The organism is Flavobacteriales bacterium (genome assembly GCA_016779935.1).
Classification (GTDB): domain Bacteria; phylum Bacteroidota; class Bacteroidia; order Flavobacteriales; family UBA7312.
The window spans coordinates 1-24,768 of the sequence record JADHMQ010000002.1 but is presented as its reverse complement, the minus strand read 5'-3'; the positions used below and the strand labels follow the sequence as shown (position 1 = coordinate 24,768).

The following is a 24,768-nucleotide window of genomic DNA, read 5'->3' as shown; positions in this document are numbered from 1 at the left end:
CTTATTTCTTCAAATGAACTCGATTAAAAAGATTAAGACCCCTATTCAACAAGAGATGCTCTTGTTTGAAACTAAATTTAAGGAGTCCTTAAAGAGTAACGTTCCTCTTTTAGATAAGGTATTACACTATATCGTAAAACGAAAAGGGAAGCAAATGCGGCCTATGTTCGTTTTCCTTTGCAACAAAATGTTTGGAGAAATTAATGAGAGCACTTATCGAGCAGCTTCTCTTATAGAGCTTTTACATACTGCTACTTTAGTACATGATGATGTTATTGATGATGCCAATTTAAGAAGAGGCTTCTTTTCAATAAACGCCTTATGGAAAAATAAAATTGCCGTCTTAGTGGGTGATTTTCTACTATCTCAAGGCTTATTGTTGTCTTTGCAAAACAAAGAATATGATTTACTACAAATTGTATCCAAAGCTGTAAAAGACATGAGTGAAGGCGAGTTACTTCAAATTGAAAAAGCCAGGCATCTCGATATAGAAGAAGATATTTATTTTGATATCATTAGACAAAAAACAGCTACGCTTATTGCAGCATGTTGTGCTTGTGGTGCTACTGCAGCAAAACAAGACGAAAAGACTATCGATAAAATGAGAGAATTTGGTGAGCTTGTGGGTATAGCATTTCAGATGAAAGATGATTTATTTGACTACTATAATGATGATATTATTGGAAAACCAACTGGGATAGATATTAAGGAGCAAAAAATGACTTTACCTCTGATATATGCCTTAAAACACGTCTCAAAAAAAGACTGCAAATTCATTATCCAAACAGTAAAAAAACACAATACTGATAGTGAACGCGTATCCAAAGTATTATCGCTAGTCAAACAAAGTGGCGGTATTGAATACACCATTGAAAAAATGAAAGGCTATCAAAATAGAGCCTTGTCTTTGTTGAAAACTTTTGACGACAATGAAAGCCGAAAGTCTCTAGAACTTTTAGTAAATTTCGTCATCGAAAGAAAAAAATGATTCCAAAAGAAACGATTGACACTATTTACGATAGCGTCCGAATTGAGGAGGTTGTAGGAGACTTTGTTACTCTCAAAAAAAGAGGGGTTAATCTTCTAGGTAATTGTCCATTTCATGATGAGAAAACTCCCTCATTTACCGTTTCACCAGTCAAAGGAATATTTAAATGCTTCGGTTGTGGAAAGGGTGGCAATTCCATCAACTTTGTTATGGAGCACGAGCAGTATTCATACCCTGAAGCGCTTCGCTACCTTGCCAAAAAATACAATATTGAACTGGTTGAAGAAGAGCAAACACCAGAGCAAATAGAAAAAGCCAATGCGAGAGAAAGTTTATTTGTAGTCAACTCATATGCTCGTGATTATTTCAAAGATAGTCTGCACAAAAGCAATGAGGGTAAAGCAATTGGTCTAAGCTATTTTAAGGAAAGAGGAGTATCAAGCGAAATGATTGACAAATTTCAGTTAGGCTATAACCCTGAAGGGTGGGATTCATTTACAAAATCAGCATTGGGTAACTCGTATAAAATTGAGTACTTAGAAAAAACGGGCTTAAGTATCGTAAAAGATAAAAAGTCATTTGACCGCTTTAGAGGAAGAATAATGTTTCCCATTCATAGTATGTCAGGAAGAGTATTGGGTTTTGGCGGCAGAATTCTTAAAAATAGTGAAAAGGCTGCAAAGTATTTGAACTCTCCAGAAAGCGATATTTACCATAAAAGTAAAGTCTTATATGGTATTTATTTTTCTAAATCAGCTATCGTAAAACAAGATAATTGTTTTTTGGTAGAAGGCTATACTGATGTTATATCTATGCATCAACACGGCATTGAAAATGTGGTTGCCTCTTCAGGAACAGCATTAACCTCTGAGCAAATCAAACTTATAGAGCGATTTACTAAGAATATCACCATATTGTTTGATGGCGATTCTGCAGGTATTAAGGCCTCTTTTAGAGGTATTGACCTCATCCTTTCTGAAGGCATGAATGTAAAAGTGGTTCTATTTCCCGAAGGAGAAGACCCAGATAGCTACGCCAAAATTTTAGGTCAAGAAAAAATACAGTCATTTATAACAGATGAAGCGCAAGATTTTTTGACTTTCAAAACAAATCTGTTAAAGGACGAAAGTAAAAATGACCCTATCAAAAAAGTAAACCTCATCAACGAAATAGTTAATTCAATAGCTATGATTCCTGATGAGATTACTAGAGCTGTTTACATAAGAGAATGCTCTAAGCTTTTGGAAATAGGAGAAACAGAAATTAGCAATAAAATCATTGACATAAAACGCTCTGGTCGTCAAAACCAAAAAACGCCGCGAGCAGAGAAGAAGCCGACACAAGAAAACAATGTCAATACAGTAAAGCAAAGCAAAAGCACTTCCGAGTATCAAGAAAAGGACATTATTCGGTTTTTGTTGGAGTACAGTGATCAGCTGGTTGAATTTGACAGTAATGAAATGTACGTTGCTCAGTTTATTGTTTCAGAACTTGAAAATGAAATTGAGTTTTCGAATCCTAATTACCAGCTTATTTTTGATGCTTATTGTCAAGCACTCGCTAAAGAAGAACTTTTAAAACAAGAATTTTTCACTCTACATAAAAATCCAAATGTTTCTCGATTAGCTGCGGATATCATTAGCTCTCCACATTCAATGAGTACACGATGGAAAGACCACGGTATCTATACTGAAACTGAAGAGATGCAATTAAAACCAGCTGTTGAAACAGCCATTTATTCCTTGAAGATTGCTAAAATTGGCGAACTTATTCAAAACAAAAACGAGGAACTTAAAGCAGCGACTGAGGATGCTGAATTTGAAATATTATCAGAGATAAATTCGCTTTCAAAATTGAAGAAAGAAATTTCAGCTAAACTCGGAAGGACTATTCTTAAATAGTTACTTAATATCCTTTAGCCTCAATTGGAGGTTTGTATTTCCATTCCATTCGTTTTCTTCTAACACAAAGCAAACATCAAAAGATTCTTTATTCTTTATTTTTGGAAAATGATTTGCCATTCCAAAACCTATCCCATCGAATACTTTACTACCCACAGTATCTGTTAGACCTAATTTCAAATGGGATTGATCGCTTCCAATTAATCTACCCCTTCCATTGTCAACTACCCCCTTTAACATTAATACTGGCCTATTGTTTGATGGGCCAAAGGGAGCCATTTGCTGCAAGATTCTATAAGTCTTAAAATTTATGTCATTGAAATCTATTTCCAAATCGATGGTTATTTCGGGAACTAGCATATCTTCAGAGATAGTGGCACTAACAACCTCTTCAAAACGCTGAGTAAATGCAGCTAAATTTTCTTTCTTTAATGTAAGCCCAGCAGCGTATTTGTGCCCTCCAAATTGCTCTAATAAATCAGAACATTCATCAATGGCATTATACACATCAAAGCCTTTAACTGATCGTGCAGAGCCTGTCAGTTTTCCGTTACTTTCTGTGAGTACAATGGTTGGCCTGTAATGACTTTCTATTAAGCGTGAGGCTACTATTCCAACGACCCCTTTATGCCAATTATCATTGCAAACAACTGTACTTTTAGCATTAGGTACAATCATTTCAAGAGCTTCTTGGGTAATGCTTTTATCCAGTTCTTTTCTAGTATGATTGTGTTGGTCAATATATTCTGCTTTTTCTTTGGCTTGGGCAAAATCATTTTGAATGAGCAATTCAACCGCTTTGTTGCCATGCTCAATCCGACCAGCAGCATTAATTCTTGGTGCTATTCCAAAAACGACATCCGAAATATTAAAGGTATCTTTTCTGTTAGACACCTCCATCAATGCTTTTAAACCATTTCTTGGATTTGAATTTATCTGTTGCAATCCAAAGAAGGATAGTACTCTATTTTCTCCTACAATTGGAACAATATCGGCAGCTATACTTACCAATACTAAATCTAATAAGGGTATTAAGTCTTCAAAAGGATGATTGTGAAATTGACAGTAGGCTTGTGCTAATTTGAAACCAACACCACATCCGCACAATTCTTTAAAGGGGTAATCGCAGTCATTACGTTTAGGGTCAAGAACTGCAATTGCTTCAGGAAGCACCTCAGCTGGCCTGTGGTGGTCGCATATAATAAAATCAATTCCCTTTACCTTGGCGTAAGATACCTTGTCAACGGCTTTTATGCCGCAGTCTAAGCAAACAATCAGTGAAAAGCCATTATCATTTGCATAGTCTATTCCTTTATAAGAAACGCCATATCCTTCAGTATAACGGTCAGGAATATAATACTCAATATTTTCAGAAAACCGCTTTAGAAAAAGGTACATTAAGGAAACTGCAGTCGTGCCGTCAACATCATAATCACCATAAACCAATATTTTCTCATTATTGGAGATTGCCCTAGTCAAACGCTGAACGGCTTTATCCATATCCTTCATTAAAAAAGGGTCGTGAAGATGACTTAATTGTGGTCTAAAAAATGTTTTGGCATCATCAAAATCTGTTATCCCTCTTTGTGCTAAGAGGGTGGCAATGACAGAGGATACGCCAAGGCTATCTTTCAAATCTTTAACAATTTTAGAATCTGGCAGAGGCTTTAATGTCCATTTATTAGTCATTATTTTTTAAAATATGAGACTGAGTGAGAACAGAATGCTTATGTATTAGCTCGAATAATTCGGCTATCATTTGAGGATCTAGATTCATCTCTTCCCCCCAATCTTTTCGAGAGCTTAATATTTCAAACCACCTTTCTATTTGCAAAATAGTAACTGCATTTTCTTTTTTGTATCGCCCAATTTCTTTGACTATTTCGGTGCGTTGACCTAAGATGTCAACAAGTTTCTTATCAATCAAATCTATCTCTAACCTTAACTTGTTCAAGGCAGTTCTAAACTGATCATTTGGATGGGTTGAGCTTCGTAAAATAAGATTGTCTAATAATACGCCTAATTCATTAGGAGTGATTTGCTGCTGAGCATCACTTAATGCGACAGATGGATTGTAATGTGTTTCTATCATCAATCCATCCATATTCAAATCCATAGCCGTTTGTGAAACTTCTGCTAACATTTGTGGTGAACCTGAAATATGACTAGGATCACAAATAATTGGTAATCCAGGGTTTAATCGTTTCAATTTAATTGGCAACTCCCACTTGGGCTCATTTCTGAAAGCGGACTTTTCTAAAGTGAAAAAACCTCTGTGAATGGCAGAAAGTCTATCTATTCCTACTTGGTTTAATCGCTCTAAAGCACCCATCCATAAACTTAACTCAGGGTGTAATGGATTTTTTACCATAACGCTAACGTCTACCCCTTTCAAGGCTTCTGCAATTTCCTGAACATAAAAGGGGTTTACGGTAGTTCTAGCTCCTATCCAAAGAAAATCTATGCCTGACTTTAAACAAGCTTCTACATGCTGAGCATTAGCTACTTCTGTTGCTACTTTTAGTCCTGTTTCTTTTTGGACCTCATTTAGCCATGGCAACGCTTTTTCGCCAATACCTTCAAACGAATTAGGACGCGTGCGTGGTTTCCATATTCCAGCTCTAAAGATGGTTGCTTTATTTACTAAACCTTTAGCAGTAGACATTACTTGCTCTAGGCTTTCTGCACTACACGGCCCTGCAATAATTAATGGTTTTGGAAATTGTTGATTTTTTATATCCTTCATCTAAGTCCTTCTAAAACAATTACAAACTCTCCTTTCGGTTCTTTTTCAGTAAAATGATCAATTACATCAGCTAAAGTCCCTCGCACTGTTTCTTCGAATTTTTTACTTATTTCTCTTGAAACAGAAACTCGTCTATCTAAACCCATATATTCACCAAACTGCTGCAAACTTTTTACAATCCTATAAGGTGATTCATAAAAAATCATCGTCTTGCTTTCAGTCGCCAAAGCCTTTAATCGTGTTTGACGCCCTTTTTTCTGAGGCAAAAAACCTTCAAAGGTAAATCTGTCACAAGGTAAACCGGAATTAACTAATGCGGGTACAAAAGCAGTAGCTCCTGGTAAACAATCCACTTCAATTTGATTTTCAACACAATCTCTAACTAATAAAAATCCAGGGTCAGAGATTGCAGGTGTTCCAGCGTCTGTTATTAAAGCAATATTTTTCCCAGAAGATATTTCATTTGCCCACTTTTCTACTGTCTTATGTTCGTTATGCATATGGTGCGAACGCATAGGAGTAGAAATGGAATAATGAGCTAAAAGCCTAGCACTCGTTCGAGTGTCTTCCGCTAGAATAAGGTCAACTTCTTCTAAAACTCTTGCGGCTCTATAGGTTAAGTCTTCTAAGTTTCCGATTGGAGTAGGAACGATAAATAATTTTGCCATTACTACAAATTTAAAAGAAAATAGGGTAAAATTTGGTCTCTGGGCTGATTATGAGTGTTGGAGCAGGCACTTTTATATAATTAAGCCAATGTTTTACTCGCTTTGCTGTTGGAGTATTCCATTTTTTAAGCACTCTTTTCAAATCATAATCCAGAGCAAGATATATTTCATTATTGCCACTCACTTTAGAATTATATTCATTGAGGTACTGAGTGTCATCAAGTCCAAAGCCTATAGAAATACCGACGTCTATATTTTGGTCTTTGAAAGGATATACCGTAAGCCAATAGGTTTGGTTTATATAATCATCTTGATATGCATGTGGATGTGGTGGCGCCCAAGGCTTTTGAGCAATTCCTAAATCCCAATAATGATTACTCCTTTTGTAGTAACTGAATTTAAAATCTATGTATTCCATAGGCTTCCAGTAGCGCTCCCCTATTGGCACTAAAGCACCTATTGATCCTGCTCCAAAGTCCCATAAGCTAAATCCCCAATAAGGTGCATAAGCATCTTTCATTTCAATGGCTAACTGAATAAACGACCCCATGGCCGCACCATACCAATAGGCTTTCTTTTCAGGTACTCCTGCCCATTTCAAATTAGAGTGAAAAAAATCAGAAACCAATACTCCACCAAAGAAATGTCCACCTTTGTCAATATTTTTAGCATAGCGTAAATCCGTGCCGTCATCGAAGTGAAATTCAGTAGACTGGTCACTCCACCAAGAGTTTTGCACATAAATGTAGGAGCCGCCCAAAACTGAAGCTCCACTTCCTAACACTAAAGCGAGCTTATAGGGGTTAACCTTCGATGTATCGGACTGAGCAAATGATGACTTTACTATTAAAAATGATAAAAGATAAATAAGAAAATACTTTGGCATATTGTAAAATAAAATCAATGCTTACATTTGTTTACAAAGTTAATTGAATGTTTTTAGAAAAGAGTAAAGAAAAAAGAGGGAGCATTGAAGTCATTTGCGGCTCCATGTTTTCAGGTAAAACGGAAGAGCTCATTCGTCGATTAAGGCGTTCTGAAATTGCCAAACAACGCGTAGTAATCTGTAAACCATCTATAGAAAACAGGTATGATAGTGAAAAAGTTGTTTCACACAATCAAATATCAATTGATTGTAAAACGATTAGTAAAGCCTCTGAAATATTTACGTTTTCTGAGGGAATTGATGTTTTAGGTATAGATGAAGGACAATTTTTTGATGCTGAATTAGTTGACGTATGTAACGAATTAGCTAATAATGGTGTAAGGGTAATCATTGCCGCTTTGGACATGGATTATGAAGGGCAACCTTTTGAACCAATCCCACAACTATTGTCAGTAGCTGATGAAGTAACTAAAGTAAGGGCAATATGTGTTCAATGCGGTAGTCTAGCCAATTACTCGTACCGAATAGTAGAGAAAAATGAACGAATTCTTTTAGGCGAAAAGAATGAGTACGAAGCGAGGTGTAGAAATTGTTATAGAAAGTAATGACCCATATTCACGAGACCGTATTGTATGTTAATCTAAAAACACTTGAAGAAAATTTCAAGTATTTAAAAAGCAAGCTATCAAAGGATAATAATATAGTTGCTGTAGTAAAAGCCTATGCTTATGGTCTTGGTGATGTAGAGATTTCTAAAAAACTTGAAAACTTAGGAGTTGATGCTTTTTGGGTAGCAGATTTTGATGAAGGTGTACAGCTAAGACATGCTGGTGTAAGCCTACCAATCATTGTAGCAAATCCAGGTTCTAAAAGTGTGGATGTTATTTTAAAAAATGAGCTAGAGCCTGTTATCTTCAATCATAGGATGTTGAATTTATATTCAACAGTTGACACTCAAGTAAATATTCATTTAAAGTTTAATACTGGAATGAATAGATATGGATTTGAGGCGGATGATGTTAATCAAATTTTGGAAAAAATCAGTCAACATCCCAATTTAAAATTAAAAAGCATTTGCTCGCATTTATCAGCGTCTGATGATCCAAATAAAGATGAATTTAGTCAACGTCAAATAAAACTGTTTAATAGTATTAGCAATAGTGTGAATACTTATTTTAATGTAGACATCCCAACACACATTGTCAATAGTAATGGTGCGTTACGCTTTTCCATAAAGTCTACGGATTGGGTGAGGCTAGGTATTTCCTTATTTGGTGGCATGCATCATAGTGAGTTAGAGCAAATTTTCACACTAAAAAGTGTAATAAGCCAAATTAGAGAGGTAAAAGAAGGTGATAATGTTGGCTATCAAAATTCGTTTACCGCTAATGAAAAGATGAAAATTGCGGTTGTTCCAGTAGGCTATGCTGATGGGTTAAACCGTAAACTTGGCAACTCAAGAGGGCATGTATTAATTGAGGGTAATAAATGTCCAATAATTGGCGATATCAGCATGGATAGTTTTATTGCTGATGTCTCTGGTCTTACTATAAAAGAAGGCGATGAGGTCATTATTTTTAGCCCAGAACATTCGGTATCTCTTCTAGCGAGCGAACTGAAAACCATTCCTTATGAAATTATGGCAACGCTTAACAGGCGTATAAAACGTATCTATTTAAACGAATAATAGGTAAACGCAAAGGATAAGTAAGCGTATAAAACTGCCGAATTGTGGTTCTGAAAATAGGTGTCGAATAGCATTATTATCAAAAACATTACGGGCATAATAATCCTAAATTTTCCATTAGGCTGTTTGTATATTTCTTTGATTTGAAAATAAAAAATGGAGATAAAGGTGAGTAGTCCAATCAATCCTAATTCAAACCATACAAACAAATAATTGTTGTGTGGTGTTCTATGTTTATTCCCGTCCAGAATTTTTGTAGCATGTTCGTTTATAGACGAGAATTCCTGCACGAAACTACCTGTTCCAAAACCCAATACAGGCCTTTCTTTTAATTTATCAATAGTATATTTCGTAAGGAAATACCGTGTGTTCAGAGAATTTTTGTTTTCCTCATCAAGTTGTTGAGTTTGATTTAATGAGCTGTGTATTCTTTCATTAAAGGTAGAAGAAAAATTATAGGATAAAACAACTATTGAAATCAAAGAAATAAATGAAAAAGCTAACCACATTTTTTTATTCCAAAAAGTAAATATTAAAAACATAGTTGTGCCTAAAAGAAATGCTATTTGACCTGCTCTACCCTTTTCAGTAAAAAGGCTAATCATACATACTACTACAACTATTAGAAGTGGGATAGATTGACGTTTGTTCTTAAATAGATAAAGTCCATAAATCAGACACAGTAAAATTGTAAATGCTAAGAATACGTTGTGGTCTGTGTAAGGTATAAAAACAGAGTTGCTCCAGTTTTTAGCAAAAATATCAGAGTACTTGAAGAGGCGTTTTATCCATTTTAGATTAATCAGTAAGGCTATCACTGAAGATAGTGTCATTGAAAGCACAAAAGCATAAAGCGAATTTTTTATCTGCTTATCCGAAAAGTCAAAGGAATATAAAATAGGAAGTAGTAACAGAATAGCACTTTTTTGAAGAATCCAACTGCCATTTAAATGGTTTGTACCCCACAACATGCCGAGCAGATAAACAGCAAAAAGGAGTAATAAAGAGAGCATCCATTTGCTACCCTTTATTTTTTTCCACTTCATTGAAATGCTTCCATCAACTAGCCAAAAAATAGCTATTGAAAAAACTAGTACATCAGTAACAAAAATTGAGATTGGCAGAAAAAAAGCAAGCGATATTAAAAGAATGCCTTTAAGTTTCATTACTCTATGCTATCTCCCAATAAAATGGCATTGTATTTTTCTAGGTCATTTAGCACATTAATTGCTTCTGCCAACTCTTCATCATGTTTAAGCGTTGCTTCTATCTTACCTTTTTGATAATAATACCTCGTAGCTATTTCTGCCTCTAAGACTTCAACAATTTCATCTCTAAAACGTTCAATATCATTATTCTTACTTTGCTCCATTTTAAGAGTAAGAGCTTCTAATTCTTCTTCTAAGTCTTCCAGATACTTTTCTTTTTCCGCATCTTTTTTTATAGCGCTAATAGTCTTTTCTGTTTTCGTTTCATACTCATACTCCTTGTCGTTAAGAAACTGTTTGAAATCATCGTAAATAGCGTCAGTAACTACAAAGGTTTTGGCTGAGGAAATACTATCATTTGCACTTCTAAAGCTATTGGCAAAATTAAAAATGTGTCGTTTGCTAATAATACTTCTTAGTATATTGCTGTATTTATGTGGTTCAATTTCTATATCAGGGGTTATCCCTCCACCATCATACACTGTTCGTTTGTTTACTAAAGTTTTGAATTCTGTTCGTAAGCTGTCTGCAATTTTTCCAACACTACCGTCTTCATCACGATTGGAATAGTCAAGGGCTTGAATACATCTGCCGCTTGGGATATAATACTTAGCAGTAGTAACCTTTAGTTGTGCATTATAACTGAGCTTTCGAGTTTGCTGAACTAGTCCTTTTCCAAAACTTCTTTGACCCAAAACTACCCCTCTATCGAGGTCTTGTATAGCTCCTGAAACAATTTCGGATGCCGAAGCAGAACTTCTATTTATCAATACTACTAAAGGCATTGTAGTGTCAAGTGCAGTACTTCTTGTTTTGTAGCTTTTATCCCATTCTTTTACTTTTCCTTTTGTAAAAACGATTTCTTGACCTTGGTCGATAAATAAATTTGACATTTTTATCGCCTCATTTAGCAAGCCTCCAGGATTACTTCTCAAATCTAGTACAAGTCCTTTTAGTTGATTGTCAGAATTTAATTCATTGTAAGCGTCACTTACTTCCTTTGAAATATTTCTGGTAAAAGAACGTGTTTTAATATATCCAATACTATCAGAAACCATGCCATAATATGGGACGGAGTTTAATTTGATTTCTTCGCGAGTAATTTCAACCTCAAATGGTTTGTTAACGCCCTCTCTTTCAACAAGAACTTTAACAGAAGTATTTGGTTCACCCTTTAGCACTTTACTTACATCTTCAGTTGATTTACCTTCAACCGATTTACCAGCTATTTCTACAAATTTATCACCAGCAATTAAACCGGCTTTATCAGCAGGAAAGCCTTCATAGGGTTCACTAACATAAACCCAATCTCCATTTTTTGTAATGACTGCTCCTATGCCTCCATACTGACCTGTTGTCATAAATTCAAAGTCTTCTTTTTCAGACTCAGGAATATATGTTGTGTAAGGGTCTAATGATTCTAGCATGGCGTCTATGGCGGTCTTCATCAATTCACCAGAGTCAGTTTCATCAACATAAAATATGTTTAGCTCCTTGTATAGAGAACTAAAAATATCTAGATTTTTAGAAATCTCAAAATAATTATCTACAAAGCCAACAGAGAAAATTGAGGCAAAAGACAGTAATAATATTAAGGCGTATTTTTTTATTTTTTTCATTAATCTAAAAATTAAAATTAAGGAACTGGGTCGTGTCCGTGTCCTCCCCAAGGATGGCAAGTGCTTAGTCGTTTAAGCGTTAGCCACATACCTTTAAATGGTCCATGCTTATCAATCGCTTTAAGACCATACTCAGAACAGCTAGGAGTATATCTACATATTGGAGAAAACAACGGTGAAATTGCTCCTCTGTAAAGCATTATTAAGGCCCGAAAAACAACTGAAAACAATCGACTCATATCTGTTCAGCTAAACGTTGTAAAGTTACACTTATTTTATCTTCTATTTCAGACATTGACATTATGTTTGACTGAGAATAAACGAGCATGAGATGTAATTTTACGTTTTTCTCTTCAAGTGGTTGCTGAATAATGGTCTTATTTTTACGAAAAGCTTCTCTTACTAATCGTTTAATTTTATTTCTATCCGTTGCGTTAGGTATTTTCTTTTTAGGAACACTAACAGCCATTTTTAGTGTAGAGTCTGAAGTAGATTCTAATTTCCAAATAACATTAAAAGGGTATTCAAACAGGCGGTCGCCCTCTGAAAATAAAGACTCTATTTCTTGTTTGTTTTTTAGCCTTTCTTTTTTACTAAAACTAAATAAGGCCATAATAAAGTGATTCTAACGCTTATTAGCAGTTTTTATATACTGCTCTAATGCCATTGTCATAGACGGATACTCTGGGCTTGGCGCCTTGATGTTTAATGTCAATCCAGCATCCGCTACTGCCTTTGACGTTGTAGGTCCAAAAGCTGCTATTCGAGTATTGTTTTGCTTAAAGTCAGGGTAATTCTGATAAAGGGACTTTATTCCTGATGGGCTATAGAATACTAATATGTCATAAAATACATTTTCCAAATCGGATAAATCGCTACATACTGTGTTATACATTACGGCTTTGGTAAAGTCGAAACCATTATCAGCCAAAAATTCTGGAATACTATCTTTCAGAATATCAGAACATGGTAAGAGGAATTTACTTTCCTTATTTTTCTTGAATACTGGATGTAAATCTTCAATCTTTTGCTTTCCGATAAATACCTTTCTTTTTCTGTAAGTAATATACTTTTGGAGATAGTAAGCAATTGCTTCTGAAACACAGAAGTATTTCATTTCTTCTGGAACAGTAATCCTTGTAGCCTCACACATTCTAAAGAAATGGTCCATTGAGTTCTTGCTGGTAAAAATTACAGCATCATGACTCAAAATACTAATCTTTTGTTGACGAAATTCTTTAGCCGATAATCCTTCAACATGTATAAATGGTCTAAAGTCAATTTTAACATTACACCTCTTAGCTAAACTAAAATACGGCGACTTGTCTGACTCAGGTTTTGGCTGTGAAACCAGAATAGTTCTAACTTTATTCTCTTTCAAAAAGAAATGTTTTTAATTATAAACAACACCGCAAATAAGTCTAACAAAGATATTTTGACAAGATTATTAACGGTAGAATTTCAAGTGTGCAAAGATATATAATTATATGTGCTTTAGAAAATGATGAGTTAAAAAAACTCAAATAGGCCATTCTGACAATTTTATAAATTGTAAATGAAACAAGAAAAATATAAATAAAATTTAGAACTAAGTTTTGTGGTATACTAGTGTAAAACAAAAGCAATAGTAAAGGGAATATCACTATAGCTGCCACACGTTCATACAGAAAAGATTGAAAAATTATTTCTTCAAATTGATATTTTTTCTGGAATATATATGCCAACCAAACTAAAAATAAATATTTAAAAAAAAGGAAGGATATAATCCAACTAAAATGAAAAATAAAAGAAACCATCGAGAAGGACTGAGCAACAACATACATTGATAAAAAGGCAGCAAAAAGAGGTAATAAATACAACTTATTGGATGATCTAGATTCTTCTCTTAGAAACTGATTAGCATGTTTTTGGCTAAATGGCGACTTAAGTATTAAAACAAATCTTGAGAAATAATTATACTTCAGAAATGTTATATATGAAAAGAAGAAAATAAAAAGAATAAATACCCACTCTTGATTGGGCGAATTATATGCCTCTGCAATTAAATCCATCTATTGAATATAGCCGTCATTAATCCATGAAATTAAGAGTCCTTTATCCGTTTGAGAAAGCTCACCGTTTGGAGGCATTTTATAAAATTCATCATCGGAATTTAGTCTATCAATCATTGTATTATCTGGGTTATCTAAGTAAGAACTAATGTTGTCGTATGATGTGAAATCCGTTATGTATGCATTTTGATTTATGGCATGACATAGCACGCAATTATTATCAATAATGCTTTTTATAGAGGCATACGTCTCAACTTGAGGTTCTATTGGCTCAATAGGCTCCGTTAATTCCTCCTTTTTACAAGAAGAAATTATAAGCAATAGCATAAAAAAAGTAAAAATCGTTTGTTTCATCTGGTGGATTTTATTGCAATTTAGCCATTTATCATAAATTATTCAATAATTTTGTACTCACTTAATAAACAACATTATGTCTACAGATTTATTTCAAGCACCAGATTATTTTCAACTCGATGACTTACTGATTGAAGAACACAAGCTTGTTCGTGATGCAGCACGTGATTGGGTAAAAAGAGAGGTGTCGCCAATTATTGAGGAAAGCTGTCAAAAAGCTGAATTTCCTAATCATCTTGTTTCGGGGTTAGCAGAAATTGGTGCTTTTGGCCCATATATTCCAGTTGAATATGGTGGCGCTGGACTTGACCAAATTTCTTATGGACTAATCATGCAAGAATTGGAAAGAGGCGATAGTGGAATTCGTTCTACTGCTTCCGTTCAATCTTCCTTAGTAATGTACCCTATTTTCAAATATGGTAACGAAGAGCAACGTCAGAAATACTTGCCAAAATTAGCAAGTGGTGAAATGGTAGGTTGTTTTGGTTTGACCGAGCCTGATTTTGGTTCTAACCCAGGTGGGATGGTAACTAATTTTAAGGATATGGGCGACCACTATTTGTTAAATGGCGCGAAACTATGGATATCTAATTCTCCTTTTGCAGATATTGCTATTGTTTGGGCAAAGAATGAAGATGGACGAATTAAAGGATTAATTGTAGAAAGAGGAATGGAAGGTTTTTCAACTCCAGAAACTCACAACAAATGGAGTCTAAGGGCTTCAGCTACTGGCGAATTGGTATTTGATAATGTTAAAGTACCAAAAGAAAACCTATTGCCAAATAAAGACGGTTTAGGTGCGCCGCTAGGATGTTTGGACTCGGCCCGTTATGGAATTGCTTGGGGAACTATCGGTGCAGCTATGGACTGCTACGATACAGCTCTTAGATATTCTAAACAACGTATTCAGTTTGGTAAACCCATTGCTGGCTTTCAGCTTCAACAAAAAAAATTAGCTGAGATGATTACGGAAATCACAAAAGCACAATTTATTACATGGAGATTAGGTGTTCTTCGTAATGAAGGCAGAGCAACTTCTGCTCAAATTTCTATGTGTAAAAGAAACAATGTAGATATGGCACTAAAAATTGCTCGTGATGCTCGACAAATGTTGGGTGGTATGGGAATTACTGGTGAATACCCTATCATGCGTCACATGATGAATTTAGAGTCTGTAGTTACATATGAAGGTACGCACGACATTCACCTACTCATCACAGGTTTGGATATTACTGGTGAAAATGCCTTTGTATAAAAAATATATAAATCACATCATAAAAAAAGCTCGCAAATGCGAGCTTTTTTTATGACTAACTTAATTAGTTTCTATCTAAGAACCACAAGCTATGCAATCGTCTGGATTGTCAATTGAACATGCTATCGCTTCTTCAGAAGTGTACTCTCCTTCTTTATTAGCAACAACTGGTTCGAGTTGAGATTTAGCTTGCTTTTGTACCGTAAACTGTATCGCTTGAGTAGCCGCTTTTGTTCTTAGGTAGTACATCCCTGTTTTGAGACCTTTCTCCCAAGCGTAAAAATGCATTGATGTAATCTTGCCAATGTTAGGCTGATCAATAAATAAGTTTAGAGATTGAGATTGGTCAATGAAGTGTCCTCTATCGGCTGACATATCAATGATATCTTTCATCTTAATTTCCCAAACGGTTTTGTAAAGTGCTTTGATGTTTTCAGGAATTGATTCAATACCTTGAACAGAACCATTTGCTTTAATGATTTCATTTTTCATTTCATCGTTCCATAAGCCTAACTGTACCAAATCAAGTAGTAGGTGTTTGTTTACGACAACAAACTCTCCTGACAACACACGTCTAGTATAGATGTTTGATGTGTATGGCTCGAAACATTCGTTGTTTCCTAAGATTTGAGAAGTGGATGCTGTTGGCATAGGAGCTAATAATAAGCTGTTACGCACACCATTTTCTTTTATCTGATTTCTTAGTTCTCCCCAAGCCCATCTTCCGCTTAGCTCTTCGTCTTTCTTACCCCACAAGTTGTGCTGGAACAGACCCTGAGAGATTGGAGAGCCTTCATAAGTTTGATATGCCCCCTCTTCTTTCGCGGATTCCATTGATGATGTTAAAGCAGCAAAATAAATGGTCTCAAAAATTTCTTCATTCAACACTTTTGCTTCCGGAGAATCGAAAGGTAAACGAAGTTTAATAAATGCATCTGCTAAACCTTGCACTCCGAGTCCAACAGGTCTGTGACGCATATTTGAATTTTTAGCTTCTGCAACAGGGTAGTAATTTCTATCAATTACTTTGTTTAGGTTTTTAGTAATTACACGAGTGATGTTATATAGCTTTTCGTGGTCGAATACATTTTTCTCCTCATCAATAAACATTGGTAATGCAATTGAAGCAAGGTTACAAACAGCAACTTCATCTGGCGCAGTGTACTCTATAATTTCAGTACATAAATTGGAAGAACGAATAGTTCCCAAGTTCTTTTGGTTAGACTTCTCATTACAAGCGTCTTTGTAAAGAATGTAAGGTGTGCCCGTTTCAACTTGAGACTCTACTACCTTTTCCCACAACTCTCTTGCTCTAATCGTCTTTCTGCCTTTCCCTGCCTTCTCGTACTTTTTGTATAAGTTCTCGAAATCTTTTCCGTAAGTATCTGCTAAACCTGGACATTCGTTAGGACACATTAGCGTCCATTCTCCGTCTTCTTTAACCCTTTGCATGAATAAATCTGGAGTCCATAAAGCGAAGAATAAATCTCTTGCTCTCATTTCTTCCTTACCATGGTTTTTTCTTAAGTCTAAGAAATCAAAAACATCAGCATGCCAAGGTTCTAAGTAAATAGCAAATGAACCCTTTCTTTTGCCACCGCCTTGGTCAACGTAGCGTGCTGTATCGTTGAATACTCTTAGCATTGGAACGATTCCATTAGACGTCCCGTTAGTTCCTCTAATATACGAGCCTGTTGCTCGTACATTGTGAATGCTTAGACCTATACCACCTGCTGATTGAGAAATTTTTGCACATTGCTTTAGTGTATCGTAAATCCCATCAATACTATCGTCTTTCATTGTTAATAGAAAACAAGATGACATTTGTGGCTTAGGCGTTCCAGCATTAAATAATGTAGGAGTAGCATGTGTAAAATATTTCTGCGACATCAACTCATACGTTTCAATAGCAGACTGTATATCTTCTTTGTGAATACCAATAGCTACACGCATAAGCATGTGCTGTGGTCGTTCAGCAACTTTACCATTTAATCTCAAAAGATAAGAACGCTCTAATGTTTTAAAGCCGAAGTAATCGTAGCAAAAATCTCTATCGTAAATGATGGTAGAGTCTAAAAGCTCGGCGTTCTTTTTGATAATTTTAATAACATCGTCAGCAATCAATGGTGCTTTCTTGCCCGTCTTTGGGTTGATGTAATTGTATAGCTCAGTCATCGTTTCGGAAAACGATTTCTTGGTGTCTTTGTGTAAGTTAGAAACGGAGATTCTGGAAGCTAATAAGGCATAATCGGGGTGACGGGTGGTCATTGAAGCTGACACCTCAGCAGCTAAATTATCTAGCTCCGAAGTAGTTACACCTTCATAAATTCCCTCAATTACTTTCATAGCAACTGCGGTAGGTTCTACCAAGTCACTAAAGCCATAACATAACTTTTGAATTCGAGCCGTAATCTTATCAAACTTTATTGACTCTTTTCTTCCATCTCTTTTTACTACAAACATCCTTTTATTTTTACTTGTTAAGTAACTTACTTCTATTAAAAATCGTCGTCAAACGAAAAATTATCTTTTGAGTCTGATGATTCACCTAATACTCCCGCTTTTTGGTAATCACCTACTCTTTTTTCAAAGAAATTTGTTTTTCCTTCTAAGGAAATCATTTCCATAAAATCAAATGGGTTTTCAGAATTGTAAACCTTCTCGCAGCCTAATTCTACTAACAGGCGATCGGTAACAAACTCTAAATATTTGGTCATTAAATCCGAATTCATACCAATTAATTTTACTGGTAAAGATTCAATGATAAACTCTCTTTCGATATCTAATGCGTCTACTATAATTTCTTTTATTCTCTCTTTAGGAACTTTATTGATTAGGTGGTGATTATGTAAATGACATGCAAAATCACAATGTAAACCTTCATCTCTACTTATAAGCTCGTTTGAGAACGTAAGACCTGGCATAAGTCCTCTTTTCTTGAGCCAGAAGATAGAACAAAATGAGCCGGAGAAGAAAATTCCCTCAACAGCTGCAAAAGCAATTAGCCTTTCAGCAAAAGAATCGCTTCCAATCCACTTGATTGCCCAATCTGCTTTTTTCTTAATAGCATCAAAATGTTCAATGGCAGTAAACAACTGGTTTCTTTCTTTCTTGTCTTTGATGTAGGTATCAATTAATAACGAATAGGTTTCTGAATGGATGTTCTCCATCATAATTTGAAAACCGTAAAAGAACTTTGCCTCAGTATACTGAACTTCGTTTACAAAATTCTCAGCTAGGTTCTCATTTACGATACCATCACTTGCTGCAAAGAACGCTAATATATGCTTGATGAAGTAGCGTTCATCGTCATTCAGCTTTGATTCCCAGTCTACTAGGTCTTGATGCAAATCAATCTCCTCAGCAGTCCAAAAACTAGCTTCTTGTTTCTTATACCACTTCCAAATATCGTCGTGTTCTATAGGAAATAAAACGAAACGATTTGCGTTCTCTTTGAGTATGGGTTCAATAGCTGTTGCCATTCTTCATTTTAAAATTTAGCGAAAGGTTTTCCTAGAGAAAATTTTGATTTCTCCACCTTTCAGGTTAGCTTTACATTTTATGGGATTTACTCCTAAAACACAACCAATTCAACTTTTGTAAATTCAAACAGTGCGTTTGATATATGAATTAGCTCACAACAAATGTTTCAAAAAAAAAAGACGAAAGCAATTCAATTTTATTCACAATAAATTCAAGTTGTTAACAGTCCTCTGTTTTTTTTATTTCAAAAAAAAATTGCTTAACCGAGCAAGTTGAAACTTTTCAAAAAGTCAAGATTTTTTTCAAAAAAAAATGGATGTCATTTTACGTTTCAAAAAATTGAAAAACAAAAATTATTAGCTCGTTGATTAACTATTTTTTAAAAGTTTGTCGGCTTCACACAGCTCCTCAAACCATTTTTCTCCATAGTGTCGAATAAGTGGTTCTTTTAAAAAACGAAAGACAGGCATTTGTAATTTTTCCCCACAATCACAAGCTGGCTTGCAAATGTCTATGGCTTCATAATTAACTGCGTCAAAATCTTTATACTTTTCAATTCTTATCGGAAAAAGATGACAAGATATAGGCTTTTTAAAGTCGACTTTACCCTCATTATAAGCCTGTTCGATGCTGCATTTTGCTGTGCCGTCAACATCAAAGGAAACAAATGCACATTCATTATTATTGATTAAGGGAGTGGTATTATCACCGTCTGAATCAACGACATAAAAGCCTTGTTCTTCAATAGCGTCAATTCCTTCTTGACGCATATATGGTTTTACCTCATCAAAAATTTCAGACAGTACAAAAAGCTCATCATCATTTAATGGGGCTCCAGCATCTCCGTCAACGCAACATGCTCCTTTGCAAGCGGATAAGTCGCAAGCAAATTGTCTGTCAAACACGTCTAATGAAATAATCTTGTCTTCAATCTGAACCATCTATACAAAGATAACAAAAGAGGATGTAAAAGTGTAACTAATATGTTTATTTTTGCGACATGGCAAATTATGAAGAGGTATTTAAAAAAGTCGTTGCTCACGCTAAAGAGTATGGTTTTATTTTTCAATCTAGTGAGTTGTATGATGGACTAGCAGCAGTATATGATTATGGCCCTAACGGCTCTGAACTAAAGAATAATATTCGCAACTATTGGTGGAAGTCAATGGTTAATATGAATGAAAATATTGTGGGTTTGGACTCTGCTATTTTTATGCACCCTACCACTTGGAAAGCGTCGGGTCATGTTGATGCTTTTAACGACCCTCTCATAGATAATAAAGATTCTAAAAAACGATACAGAGCCGATGTTCTTATTGAAGACTATGTGGCTAAAATTGAAGGCAAAATTGATAAAGAAGTCAAAAAAGCTATCAAGCGTTTTGGCGATAGTTTCGACAAAGAACAATTTGTAAGCACTAACCCTAGAGTTTTGGGTTACAAGTCAAAATGCCTAAGCATTATGCAACGCTTTAGCGAATCTATGAGTGCTAATAAATTGGATGATGTTAAAGCACTTATTGAAGAGTTAGAAATCGTTTGCCCTGTGTCTGGCACAAAAAATTGGACCGATGTTCGTCAGTTCAATTTAATGTTCAAAACACAAATGGGGTCGACAAGCGATGGGGCTACTGACCTTTACCTCAGACCTGAAACCGCTCAAGGTATTTTTGTTAATTTTTTGAATGTGCAGAAAACTGCTCGTATGAAAATTCCTTTTGGTATAGCACAAACTGGGAAGGCATTTAGAAACGAAATTGTAGCGCGTCAATTTATCTTCCGTATGCGCGAGTTTGAGCAAATGGAAATGCAATTTTTTGTTCGTCCTGGCGAGGAAATGAAATGGTATGAACATTGGAAAGACTCTAGAATGAAATGGCATTTGAGTCTTGGAATCGACAAAGAACTTTTCCGTTTTCACGACCACGACAATTTGGCCCACTACGCTAATGCTGCTTGCGATATTGAATTTAAGTTTCCTTTTGGGTTCAAAGAATTAGAGGGAATTCATTCTCGTACAGACTTCGATTTGAAAAGTCATCAGGAACATTCAGGACGAAAAGTGCAATACTTTGACCCTGAGATTAATGAGAGCTATGTCCCTTATGTGGTAGAGACCTCCATTGGTCTTGACCGAATGTTTTTAACTATTCTTAGCAACTCTTATAAAGAGGAAGAGGTGAATGGCGAAAACAGGTTAGTATTGTCAATCCCTGCATTATTGGCTCCTGTGAAAGCAGCGATTTTGCCCCTAACTAAAAAGGATGGATTGCCAGAAAAGGCTCGTGAAATCTTGAGTCTTCTTCAGTGCGACTTCCTGTGCCAATACGAAGAAAAAGACTCCATTGGTAAACGTTATAGACGTCAAGACGCTATAGGTACACCTTATTGCATTACGGTAGATCACCAAAGCTTGGAAGACAATACAGTAACAGTTAGAGACAGAGACACTATGACTCAAGAGCGAGTAGCAATAGACAGCTTACATGCACTTGTTTCAAAAAAAGTGGATTTTAGAAACTACTTATAATGCCTCAAAACTCAAATATAAAAGCCCCAAATTGGGGCTTTTATATTTTATTGAATAATTACTATTTCTCGAGCCTTACGTTTACCATCAACTTCCAAATAATAGATACCCCTTTGCATTTGATTTCTATAAATGACTAATCGTTCTGTAATTACTTCTTGATGATGAACTAACCTCCCTCTAACATCTATTAATTTTACTGTGTAATGCTCACTTTGAGGATTATCAAACTCTACTGCTGTATAGTTTTCGAATGGATTAGGGTATACTCTAATATTCAGAGTCTCTTTTTCTACTATACTTACTGTAGAATCAATCGTAACCGTAAGTTTTGCTGTATCAGACGCACAACCGTTAGAGTCTGTTTCAAATACTGAAACAACTCCAGTACTAGACTTTTTAAGTCGTGCTCACTCTTTGAATCTGAAAGTTATTTTAAATTGTCACGAAATAAGTGTATATAGAAATAATGACAACCCAAATTTTGACTTTGAAAAATGTAGTTCGGCATTAAATTATTATGGTTCACACCCAGCAGTAATTGGGTGGCATATTGTCGACGAACCATCAAAAAACGCACACTTTTCAACAACTAAACCTTTTTCTGATGCTATACATAATTATAGTGACAATAAAATCAGGTTTTCTAATTTATACCCAAATTACTCAACAAAAAATCAATTAGAAATAAATCATGAATATATTGGCCCACAGGCTAACATACAACAGTATAAAAATTACATAAAAGATTTTATAAATATAACTAATCCGAACTTTTTATCTGTAGACCACTACCCAATGAGTGGCAACACAAATTACTTTCAAAACTTACAAATTCTTTCTTCATTAGGTAAAGAGTATAATCTCCCATATTTTATAATGTTTACACCAAGAATGCCCTCAGGTGAAGGGAAAAAAATTGCTGAATTTAACTACGTTATCTTCTCTAATTTAGTTTACGGATCAAAAGGAATTTTCTATTGGGCTAGAGAGGGTCAAGCAGGTGGCTGTGGCAATGGATATAGCATCAATTGCTCTAATCATTCTTGGTTAGGGTCGAAATTTTGGGATAATCTTGTAAGCCAAACCACAAAAGAAAGTTTGAAAGAACTACACGGTAATTTAATCGATAATGGGGATTTATTATTTTCTTTAGAATTAAAAAATGTATATCACTATTCTACGAACACAGGTATTGGAGAAAACCAAACAACAATCATTCCTTCACAATCGAATTGGCAGAACTTACAGAACGACTTATTTTTCAATAGTCTTTTTGACGCTCAAAATCCTATTGAAACAAATAATAATTCTAATATGTCAAATTTTGTTATTTCGTTTATGGAAGATAAATATGAGAATAATTATTTTTGGATTTTCAACAAGAGTATAAAAAATGGTTTAAGCCTAAAATTAAACTTTAACGATAATTATTCAATTTTAAATCAATTTGAAAACGAATTAACTACTGGGGCTTTTTTAAACGCCTACTTAGAAAAAGGAGAAGGACAACTGTTTAGAGTTGTGGATAACTTTGAAATTTACATTAACGTATGTAATAAAACATACTGGACCAAATACCCTGATGTATTTGCGAAAAAGATATCCCTAGGAGGTAATAATTGTAACATTAATTTTCTAAATAACTCTGAAATCAACTTTTATGGTGAAGAAATATACATCAATAAAAACGTATCATTTCAAGAAGGTTGCAACGTTAAATTAGAAGCTAAAAAGTATATTGATTTGGGAGCAAATTTAAGAGGACGAAATGAAATTGATAACAATAGTGTTGTGAAAATTTATCCTAACCCAAGTAAAGGTAATTTCAAAATCGATAGTGAAGATATAATAAATAGAATAAATATTTATGATTCATCAGGTCGTCTAATTTTTGAAAATGGCCAATATTCAGACAAGTACTTCCCAATTAAAACGAATTTAAGAACAGGTATCTATTTTATTGAGTTAAGCAATGACAAAAAATCATATATTAGTAGTTTAGTTATTCAATGAAAAAATTACTTCTTAAAACATTAAGACCTACTTTCTTTATACTTATAGTTGATTACTTATTTTTTCTTTATCACTATATTAAAAGTACAACACAGAGATTACGATTTAAAAAAAGTAATCCTCACATTATTCTACCTCCAGCCTATTATATGTATGAAGCATTTGGAATAAGTAATTATAATACGTATTACTTTGGGAGTATTGAAACAGCAAAGCATATTCTTAAGCGTTTCAATAAATATATGCCTATCGACAACATTAAGCTTTTAGATTGGGGCTGTGGAACAGCTAGGGTAATAAGACATTTTCCAAAAATACTTAGTCCAAATTGCATATGCTACGGAACAGATTATAATTTAAAGTATATCAATTGGTGCACAAAAAATATTAAGAATATTCAATTCAGTACCAATCAATTATATCCACCTACAAACTACAATGAAAATACCTTTGATGCTATTTATGGCATTTCTATTTTCACTCATCTTTCTGAAGAATTGCACTATAAATGGTTTGATGAATTGATTCGCATTCTTAAACCAAATGGGACATTACAGATTACTTTAAGTGGAGAGGCTTTCATCAACAAATTATCAGATGAAGAAAAAGAACGGTTTTTTGACGATAAACTCATAGAGCATAAAAGCATTAAAGTAGTACATCGAAGTTTTGCTAGTCATCATCCTAAAAATTTTATCCATAAACTCGTGGGCAAACATAAAGTACTAGAGCATATTGCTGGAGATATTATAAATGGAAAAGCTACACAAGATATTTGGCTGATAAGAAAGGTAAATTAGTTAGGTAGGGAAACTGCGATACCTTGAACTAAGGAATCATTTTCCATTAAAATCACTCATGGTTCGTGCCAAGCCAATAGTGCCAAAAGCGAGTACCATCTTTGTGGCGTGTTGAATGCGTTCTGACAAGTCCTTTTCTTCGTCTGTTGTCCACTCCGATAAGACGTATTGAGCCTGTTGCCCTTTCAAAAACTGATCGCCTACTCCAAAGCGTAAACGGGCATATTTAGTATGTCCTAAGTAATAGTTGATGTCTTTTAAACCGTTGTGTCCACCATCTGAGCCTTTGCCTCTAAGTCGCATGACACTAAAGGGCAAAGCAATATCATCGGTCACCACAAGAACATTTTCGACTTTAACTTTTAGATGTTGCATCCAATAGTTTAAGGCTTTGCCACTCAAATTCATAAAAGTGGTAGGTTTAATAAGGTGATAGGTTCTGGACTTATGTTTTATGGAAGTGTAGTAAGCGTGTTTTTCCTCTTTAAAAGAAGTATTGGACGACTCGGCTAGAGCGTCCAATACTTTAAATCCTATATTGTGTCTTGTATTTTCGTACTTGACACCAGGGTTTCC

General features: G+C 34.9%; 24 protein-coding genes. 8 read left to right on the top strand and 16 right to left on the bottom strand.

All coding sequences use genetic code 11. The annotated features are described in order from the left end of the window. The first annotated feature begins 13 nt into the window (after positions 1 to 13). Complete coding sequence (locus tag ISP73_01945; GenBank protein ID MBL6657346.1) at positions 14 to 988, top strand: polyprenyl synthetase family protein; 975 nt, start codon at positions 14 to 16, stop codon at positions 986 to 988. Beyond that, positions 985 to 2,889, top strand: a complete 1,905-nt coding sequence (gene dnaG / locus ISP73_01940; protein MBL6657345.1) for a DNA primase — start codon at positions 985 to 987, stop codon at positions 2,887 to 2,889. Before ISP73_01945 ends, dnaG begins: the two co-directional genes overlap by 4 nt. Here dnaG and recJ read toward each other — a convergent pair whose 3' ends face one another. The 4 genes from recJ to ISP73_01920 are packed head-to-tail and all read right to left on the bottom strand — an operon-like array spanning position 2,890 to position 7,189. Next, a complete protein-coding gene (gene recJ / locus ISP73_01935) occupies positions 2,890 to 4,578 on the bottom strand; it encodes a single-stranded-DNA-specific exonuclease RecJ (GenBank protein ID MBL6657344.1) in 1,689 nt (562 codons plus the stop codon). Continuing rightward, positions 4,571 to 5,635, bottom strand: coding sequence for a bifunctional 3-deoxy-7-phosphoheptulonate synthase/chorismate mutase type II (locus tag ISP73_01930; protein MBL6657343.1), 1,065 nt, complete (start codon positions 5,633 to 5,635; stop codon positions 4,571 to 4,573). The genes recJ and ISP73_01930 overlap by 8 nt, the downstream gene beginning before the upstream one ends. Further along, on the bottom strand, positions 5,632 to 6,303 hold the full coding sequence (rsmI, locus tag ISP73_01925) for a 16S rRNA (cytidine(1402)-2'-O)-methyltransferase (GenBank protein ID MBL6657342.1): 672 nt from the start codon (positions 6,301 to 6,303) through the stop codon (positions 5,632 to 5,634). The genes ISP73_01930 and rsmI overlap by 4 nt, the downstream gene beginning before the upstream one ends. Before the next feature lie 10 nt (positions 6,304 to 6,313). After that, a complete protein-coding gene (locus ISP73_01920) occupies positions 6,314 to 7,189 on the bottom strand; it encodes a DUF2279 domain-containing protein (GenBank protein ID MBL6657341.1) in 876 nt (291 codons plus the stop codon). A 47-nt stretch (positions 7,190 to 7,236) separates the two neighbouring features. Here ISP73_01920 and ISP73_01915 point away from each other — a divergent pair, with 47 nt between their 5' ends. Together ISP73_01915 and alr are read left to right on the top strand one after the other, a co-directional pair. Beyond that, on the top strand, positions 7,237 to 7,794 hold the full coding sequence (locus ISP73_01915; GenBank protein ID MBL6657340.1) for a thymidine kinase: 558 nt from the start codon (positions 7,237 to 7,239) through the stop codon (positions 7,792 to 7,794). Then, a complete protein-coding gene (gene alr, locus ISP73_01910; protein ID MBL6657339.1) occupies positions 7,794 to 8,876 on the top strand; it encodes an alanine racemase in 1,083 nt (360 codons plus the stop codon). The genes ISP73_01915 and alr overlap by 1 nt, the downstream gene beginning before the upstream one ends. Here alr and ISP73_01905 read toward each other — a convergent pair. The 7 genes from ISP73_01905 to ISP73_01875 are packed head-to-tail and all read right to left on the bottom strand — an operon-like array spanning position 8,861 to position 14,108. Then, entirely contained in the window at positions 8,861 to 10,042 is a 1,182-nt protein-coding gene (locus ISP73_01905; protein MBL6657338.1) for an O-antigen ligase family protein, read from the bottom strand. The two genes, alr and ISP73_01905, sit on opposite strands and share 16 nt — an antisense overlap. Further along, positions 10,042 to 11,703 (bottom strand): S41 family peptidase, encoded by a 1,662-nt coding sequence (locus ISP73_01900; GenBank protein ID MBL6657337.1) that lies wholly within the window; start codon positions 11,701 to 11,703, stop codon positions 10,042 to 10,044. The genes ISP73_01905 and ISP73_01900 overlap by 1 nt, the downstream gene beginning before the upstream one ends. A 17-nt stretch (positions 11,704 to 11,720) precedes the next feature. Beyond that, positions 11,721 to 11,942 carry a membrane protein insertion efficiency factor YidD gene (gene yidD / locus ISP73_01895; protein MBL6657336.1) on the bottom strand — a complete coding sequence of 74 codons (222 nt, stop codon included), beginning with the start codon at positions 11,940 to 11,942 and terminating at the stop codon, positions 11,721 to 11,723. Then, positions 11,939 to 12,316, bottom strand: coding sequence for a ribonuclease P protein component (gene rnpA, locus ISP73_01890; GenBank protein ID MBL6657335.1), 378 nt, complete (start codon positions 12,314 to 12,316; stop codon positions 11,939 to 11,941). Before rnpA ends, yidD begins: the two co-directional genes overlap by 4 nt. 12 nt (positions 12,317 to 12,328) lie before the next feature. Continuing rightward, positions 12,329 to 13,084 carry a uroporphyrinogen-III synthase gene (locus ISP73_01885; GenBank protein ID MBL6657334.1) on the bottom strand — a complete coding sequence of 252 codons (756 nt, stop codon included), beginning with the start codon at positions 13,082 to 13,084 and terminating at the stop codon, positions 12,329 to 12,331. A gap of 40 nt (positions 13,085 to 13,124) precedes the next feature. Next, a complete protein-coding gene (locus ISP73_01880; protein ID MBL6657333.1) occupies positions 13,125 to 13,754 on the bottom strand; it encodes a DUF4271 domain-containing protein in 630 nt (209 codons plus the stop codon). Next, positions 13,755 to 14,108: a hypothetical protein gene (locus tag ISP73_01875; GenBank protein MBL6657332.1), complete on the bottom strand. Its 354-nt coding sequence runs from the start codon at positions 14,106 to 14,108 to the stop codon at positions 13,755 to 13,757. A 76-nt stretch (positions 14,109 to 14,184) separates the two neighbouring features. Here ISP73_01875 and ISP73_01870 point away from each other — a divergent pair, with 76 nt between their 5' ends. Further along, positions 14,185 to 15,363, top strand: a complete 1,179-nt coding sequence (locus ISP73_01870) for an acyl-CoA dehydrogenase family protein (GenBank protein ID MBL6657331.1) — start codon at positions 14,185 to 14,187, stop codon at positions 15,361 to 15,363. 75 nt (positions 15,364 to 15,438) lie between these two features. Here the strand turns inward: ISP73_01870 and ISP73_01865 are convergent, their stop codons facing one another. From ISP73_01865 to ISP73_01855, 3 genes are all read right to left on the bottom strand, one after another. After that, a complete protein-coding gene (locus ISP73_01865; GenBank protein MBL6657330.1) occupies positions 15,439 to 17,826 on the bottom strand; it encodes a ribonucleoside-diphosphate reductase subunit alpha in 2,388 nt (795 codons plus the stop codon). A gap of 35 nt (positions 17,827 to 17,861) precedes the next feature. After that, positions 17,862 to 18,845 carry a ribonucleotide-diphosphate reductase subunit beta gene (locus tag ISP73_01860; GenBank protein ID MBL6657329.1) on the bottom strand — a complete coding sequence of 328 codons (984 nt, stop codon included), beginning with the start codon at positions 18,843 to 18,845 and terminating at the stop codon, positions 17,862 to 17,864. Between the two features lie 369 nt (positions 18,846 to 19,214). Next, positions 19,215 to 19,787 carry a DUF3109 family protein gene (locus ISP73_01855; GenBank protein MBL6657328.1) on the bottom strand — a complete coding sequence of 191 codons (573 nt, stop codon included), beginning with the start codon at positions 19,785 to 19,787 and terminating at the stop codon, positions 19,215 to 19,217. Between the two features lie 59 nt (positions 19,788 to 19,846). On the opposite strand from ISP73_01855, the gene ISP73_01850 reads away from it, so the two are divergent. Continuing rightward, positions 19,847 to 21,376 carry a glycine--tRNA ligase gene (locus ISP73_01850; protein MBL6657327.1) on the top strand — a complete coding sequence of 510 codons (1,530 nt, stop codon included), beginning with the start codon at positions 19,847 to 19,849 and terminating at the stop codon, positions 21,374 to 21,376. 47 nt (positions 21,377 to 21,423) lie between these two features. Here the strand turns inward: ISP73_01850 and ISP73_01845 are convergent, their stop codons facing one another. Beyond that, the gene (locus ISP73_01845) at positions 21,424 to 21,693 is read right to left on the bottom strand and encodes a T9SS type A sorting domain-containing protein (GenBank protein ID MBL6657326.1); all 270 of its coding nucleotides are present in this window, start codon (positions 21,691 to 21,693) and stop codon (positions 21,424 to 21,426) included. 100 nt (positions 21,694 to 21,793) lie between these two features. On the opposite strand from ISP73_01845, the gene ISP73_01840 reads away from it, so the two are divergent. Together ISP73_01840 and ISP73_01835 are read left to right on the top strand one after the other, a co-directional pair. Next, entirely contained in the window at positions 21,794 to 23,392 is a 1,599-nt protein-coding gene (locus tag ISP73_01840) for a T9SS type A sorting domain-containing protein (GenBank protein MBL6657325.1), read from the top strand. After that, positions 23,389 to 24,192 carry a class I SAM-dependent methyltransferase gene (locus ISP73_01835; GenBank protein MBL6657324.1) on the top strand — a complete coding sequence of 268 codons (804 nt, stop codon included), beginning with the start codon at positions 23,389 to 23,391 and terminating at the stop codon, positions 24,190 to 24,192. Before ISP73_01840 ends, ISP73_01835 begins: the two co-directional genes overlap by 4 nt. 36 nt (positions 24,193 to 24,228) lie before the next feature. Here ISP73_01835 and ISP73_01830 read toward each other — a convergent pair. Further along, positions 24,229 to 24,768, bottom strand: a 540-nt coding sequence (locus tag ISP73_01830) for an aminoacyl-tRNA hydrolase (protein MBL6657323.1), incomplete at its 5' end; no start/stop codon positions are given.

Excerpts from the sequence above, each read along its gene's own strand:
- ISP73_01905 (MBL6657338.1), bottom strand. The coding sequence starts at position 10,042 with ATGAAACTTAAAGGCATTCTTTTAATATCGCTTGCTTTTTTTCTGCCA.
- ISP73_01875 (MBL6657332.1), bottom strand. The coding sequence starts at position 14,108 with ATGAAACAAACGATTTTTACTTTTTTTATGCTATTGCTTATAATTTCT.
- ISP73_01865 (MBL6657330.1), bottom strand. The coding sequence starts at position 17,826 with ATGTTTGTAGTAAAAAGAGATGGAAGAAAAGAGTCAATAAAGTTTGAT.
- ISP73_01920 (MBL6657341.1), bottom strand. The coding sequence starts at position 7,189 with ATGCCAAAGTATTTTCTTATTTATCTTTTATCATTTTTAATAGTAAAG.
- yidD (MBL6657336.1), bottom strand. The coding sequence starts at position 11,942 with ATGAGTCGATTGTTTTCAGTTGTTTTTCGGGCCTTAATAATGCTTTAC.
- rsmI (MBL6657342.1), bottom strand. The coding sequence starts at position 6,303 with ATGGCAAAATTATTTATCGTTCCTACTCCAATCGGAAACTTAGAAGAC.
- ISP73_01870 (MBL6657331.1), top strand. The coding sequence starts at position 14,185 with ATGTCTACAGATTTATTTCAAGCACCAGATTATTTTCAACTCGATGAC.
- ISP73_01850 (MBL6657327.1), top strand. The coding sequence starts at position 19,847 with ATGGCAAATTATGAAGAGGTATTTAAAAAAGTCGTTGCTCACGCTAAA.
- alr (MBL6657339.1), top strand. The coding sequence starts at position 7,794 with ATGACCCATATTCACGAGACCGTATTGTATGTTAATCTAAAAACACTT.
- ISP73_01945 (MBL6657346.1), top strand. The coding sequence starts at position 14 with ATGAACTCGATTAAAAAGATTAAGACCCCTATTCAACAAGAGATGCTC.
- recJ (MBL6657344.1), bottom strand. The coding sequence starts at position 4,578 with ATGACTAATAAATGGACATTAAAGCCTCTGCCAGATTCTAAAATTGTT.
- ISP73_01880 (MBL6657333.1), bottom strand. The coding sequence starts at position 13,754 with ATGGATTTAATTGCAGAGGCATATAATTCGCCCAATCAAGAGTGGGTA.
- ISP73_01855 (MBL6657328.1), bottom strand. The coding sequence starts at position 19,787 with ATGGTTCAGATTGAAGACAAGATTATTTCATTAGACGTGTTTGACAGA.
- ISP73_01900 (MBL6657337.1), bottom strand. The coding sequence starts at position 11,703 with ATGAAAAAAATAAAAAAATACGCCTTAATATTATTACTGTCTTTTGCC.
- rnpA (MBL6657335.1), bottom strand. The coding sequence starts at position 12,316 with ATGGCCTTATTTAGTTTTAGTAAAAAAGAAAGGCTAAAAAACAAACAA.
- ISP73_01860 (MBL6657329.1), bottom strand. The coding sequence starts at position 18,845 with ATGGCAACAGCTATTGAACCCATACTCAAAGAGAACGCAAATCGTTTC.
- ISP73_01835 (MBL6657324.1), top strand. The coding sequence starts at position 23,389 with ATGAAAAAATTACTTCTTAAAACATTAAGACCTACTTTCTTTATACTT.
- dnaG (MBL6657345.1), top strand. The coding sequence starts at position 985 with ATGATTCCAAAAGAAACGATTGACACTATTTACGATAGCGTCCGAATT.
- ISP73_01915 (MBL6657340.1), top strand. The coding sequence starts at position 7,237 with ATGTTTTTAGAAAAGAGTAAAGAAAAAAGAGGGAGCATTGAAGTCATT.
- ISP73_01930 (MBL6657343.1), bottom strand. The coding sequence starts at position 5,635 with ATGAAGGATATAAAAAATCAACAATTTCCAAAACCATTAATTATTGCA.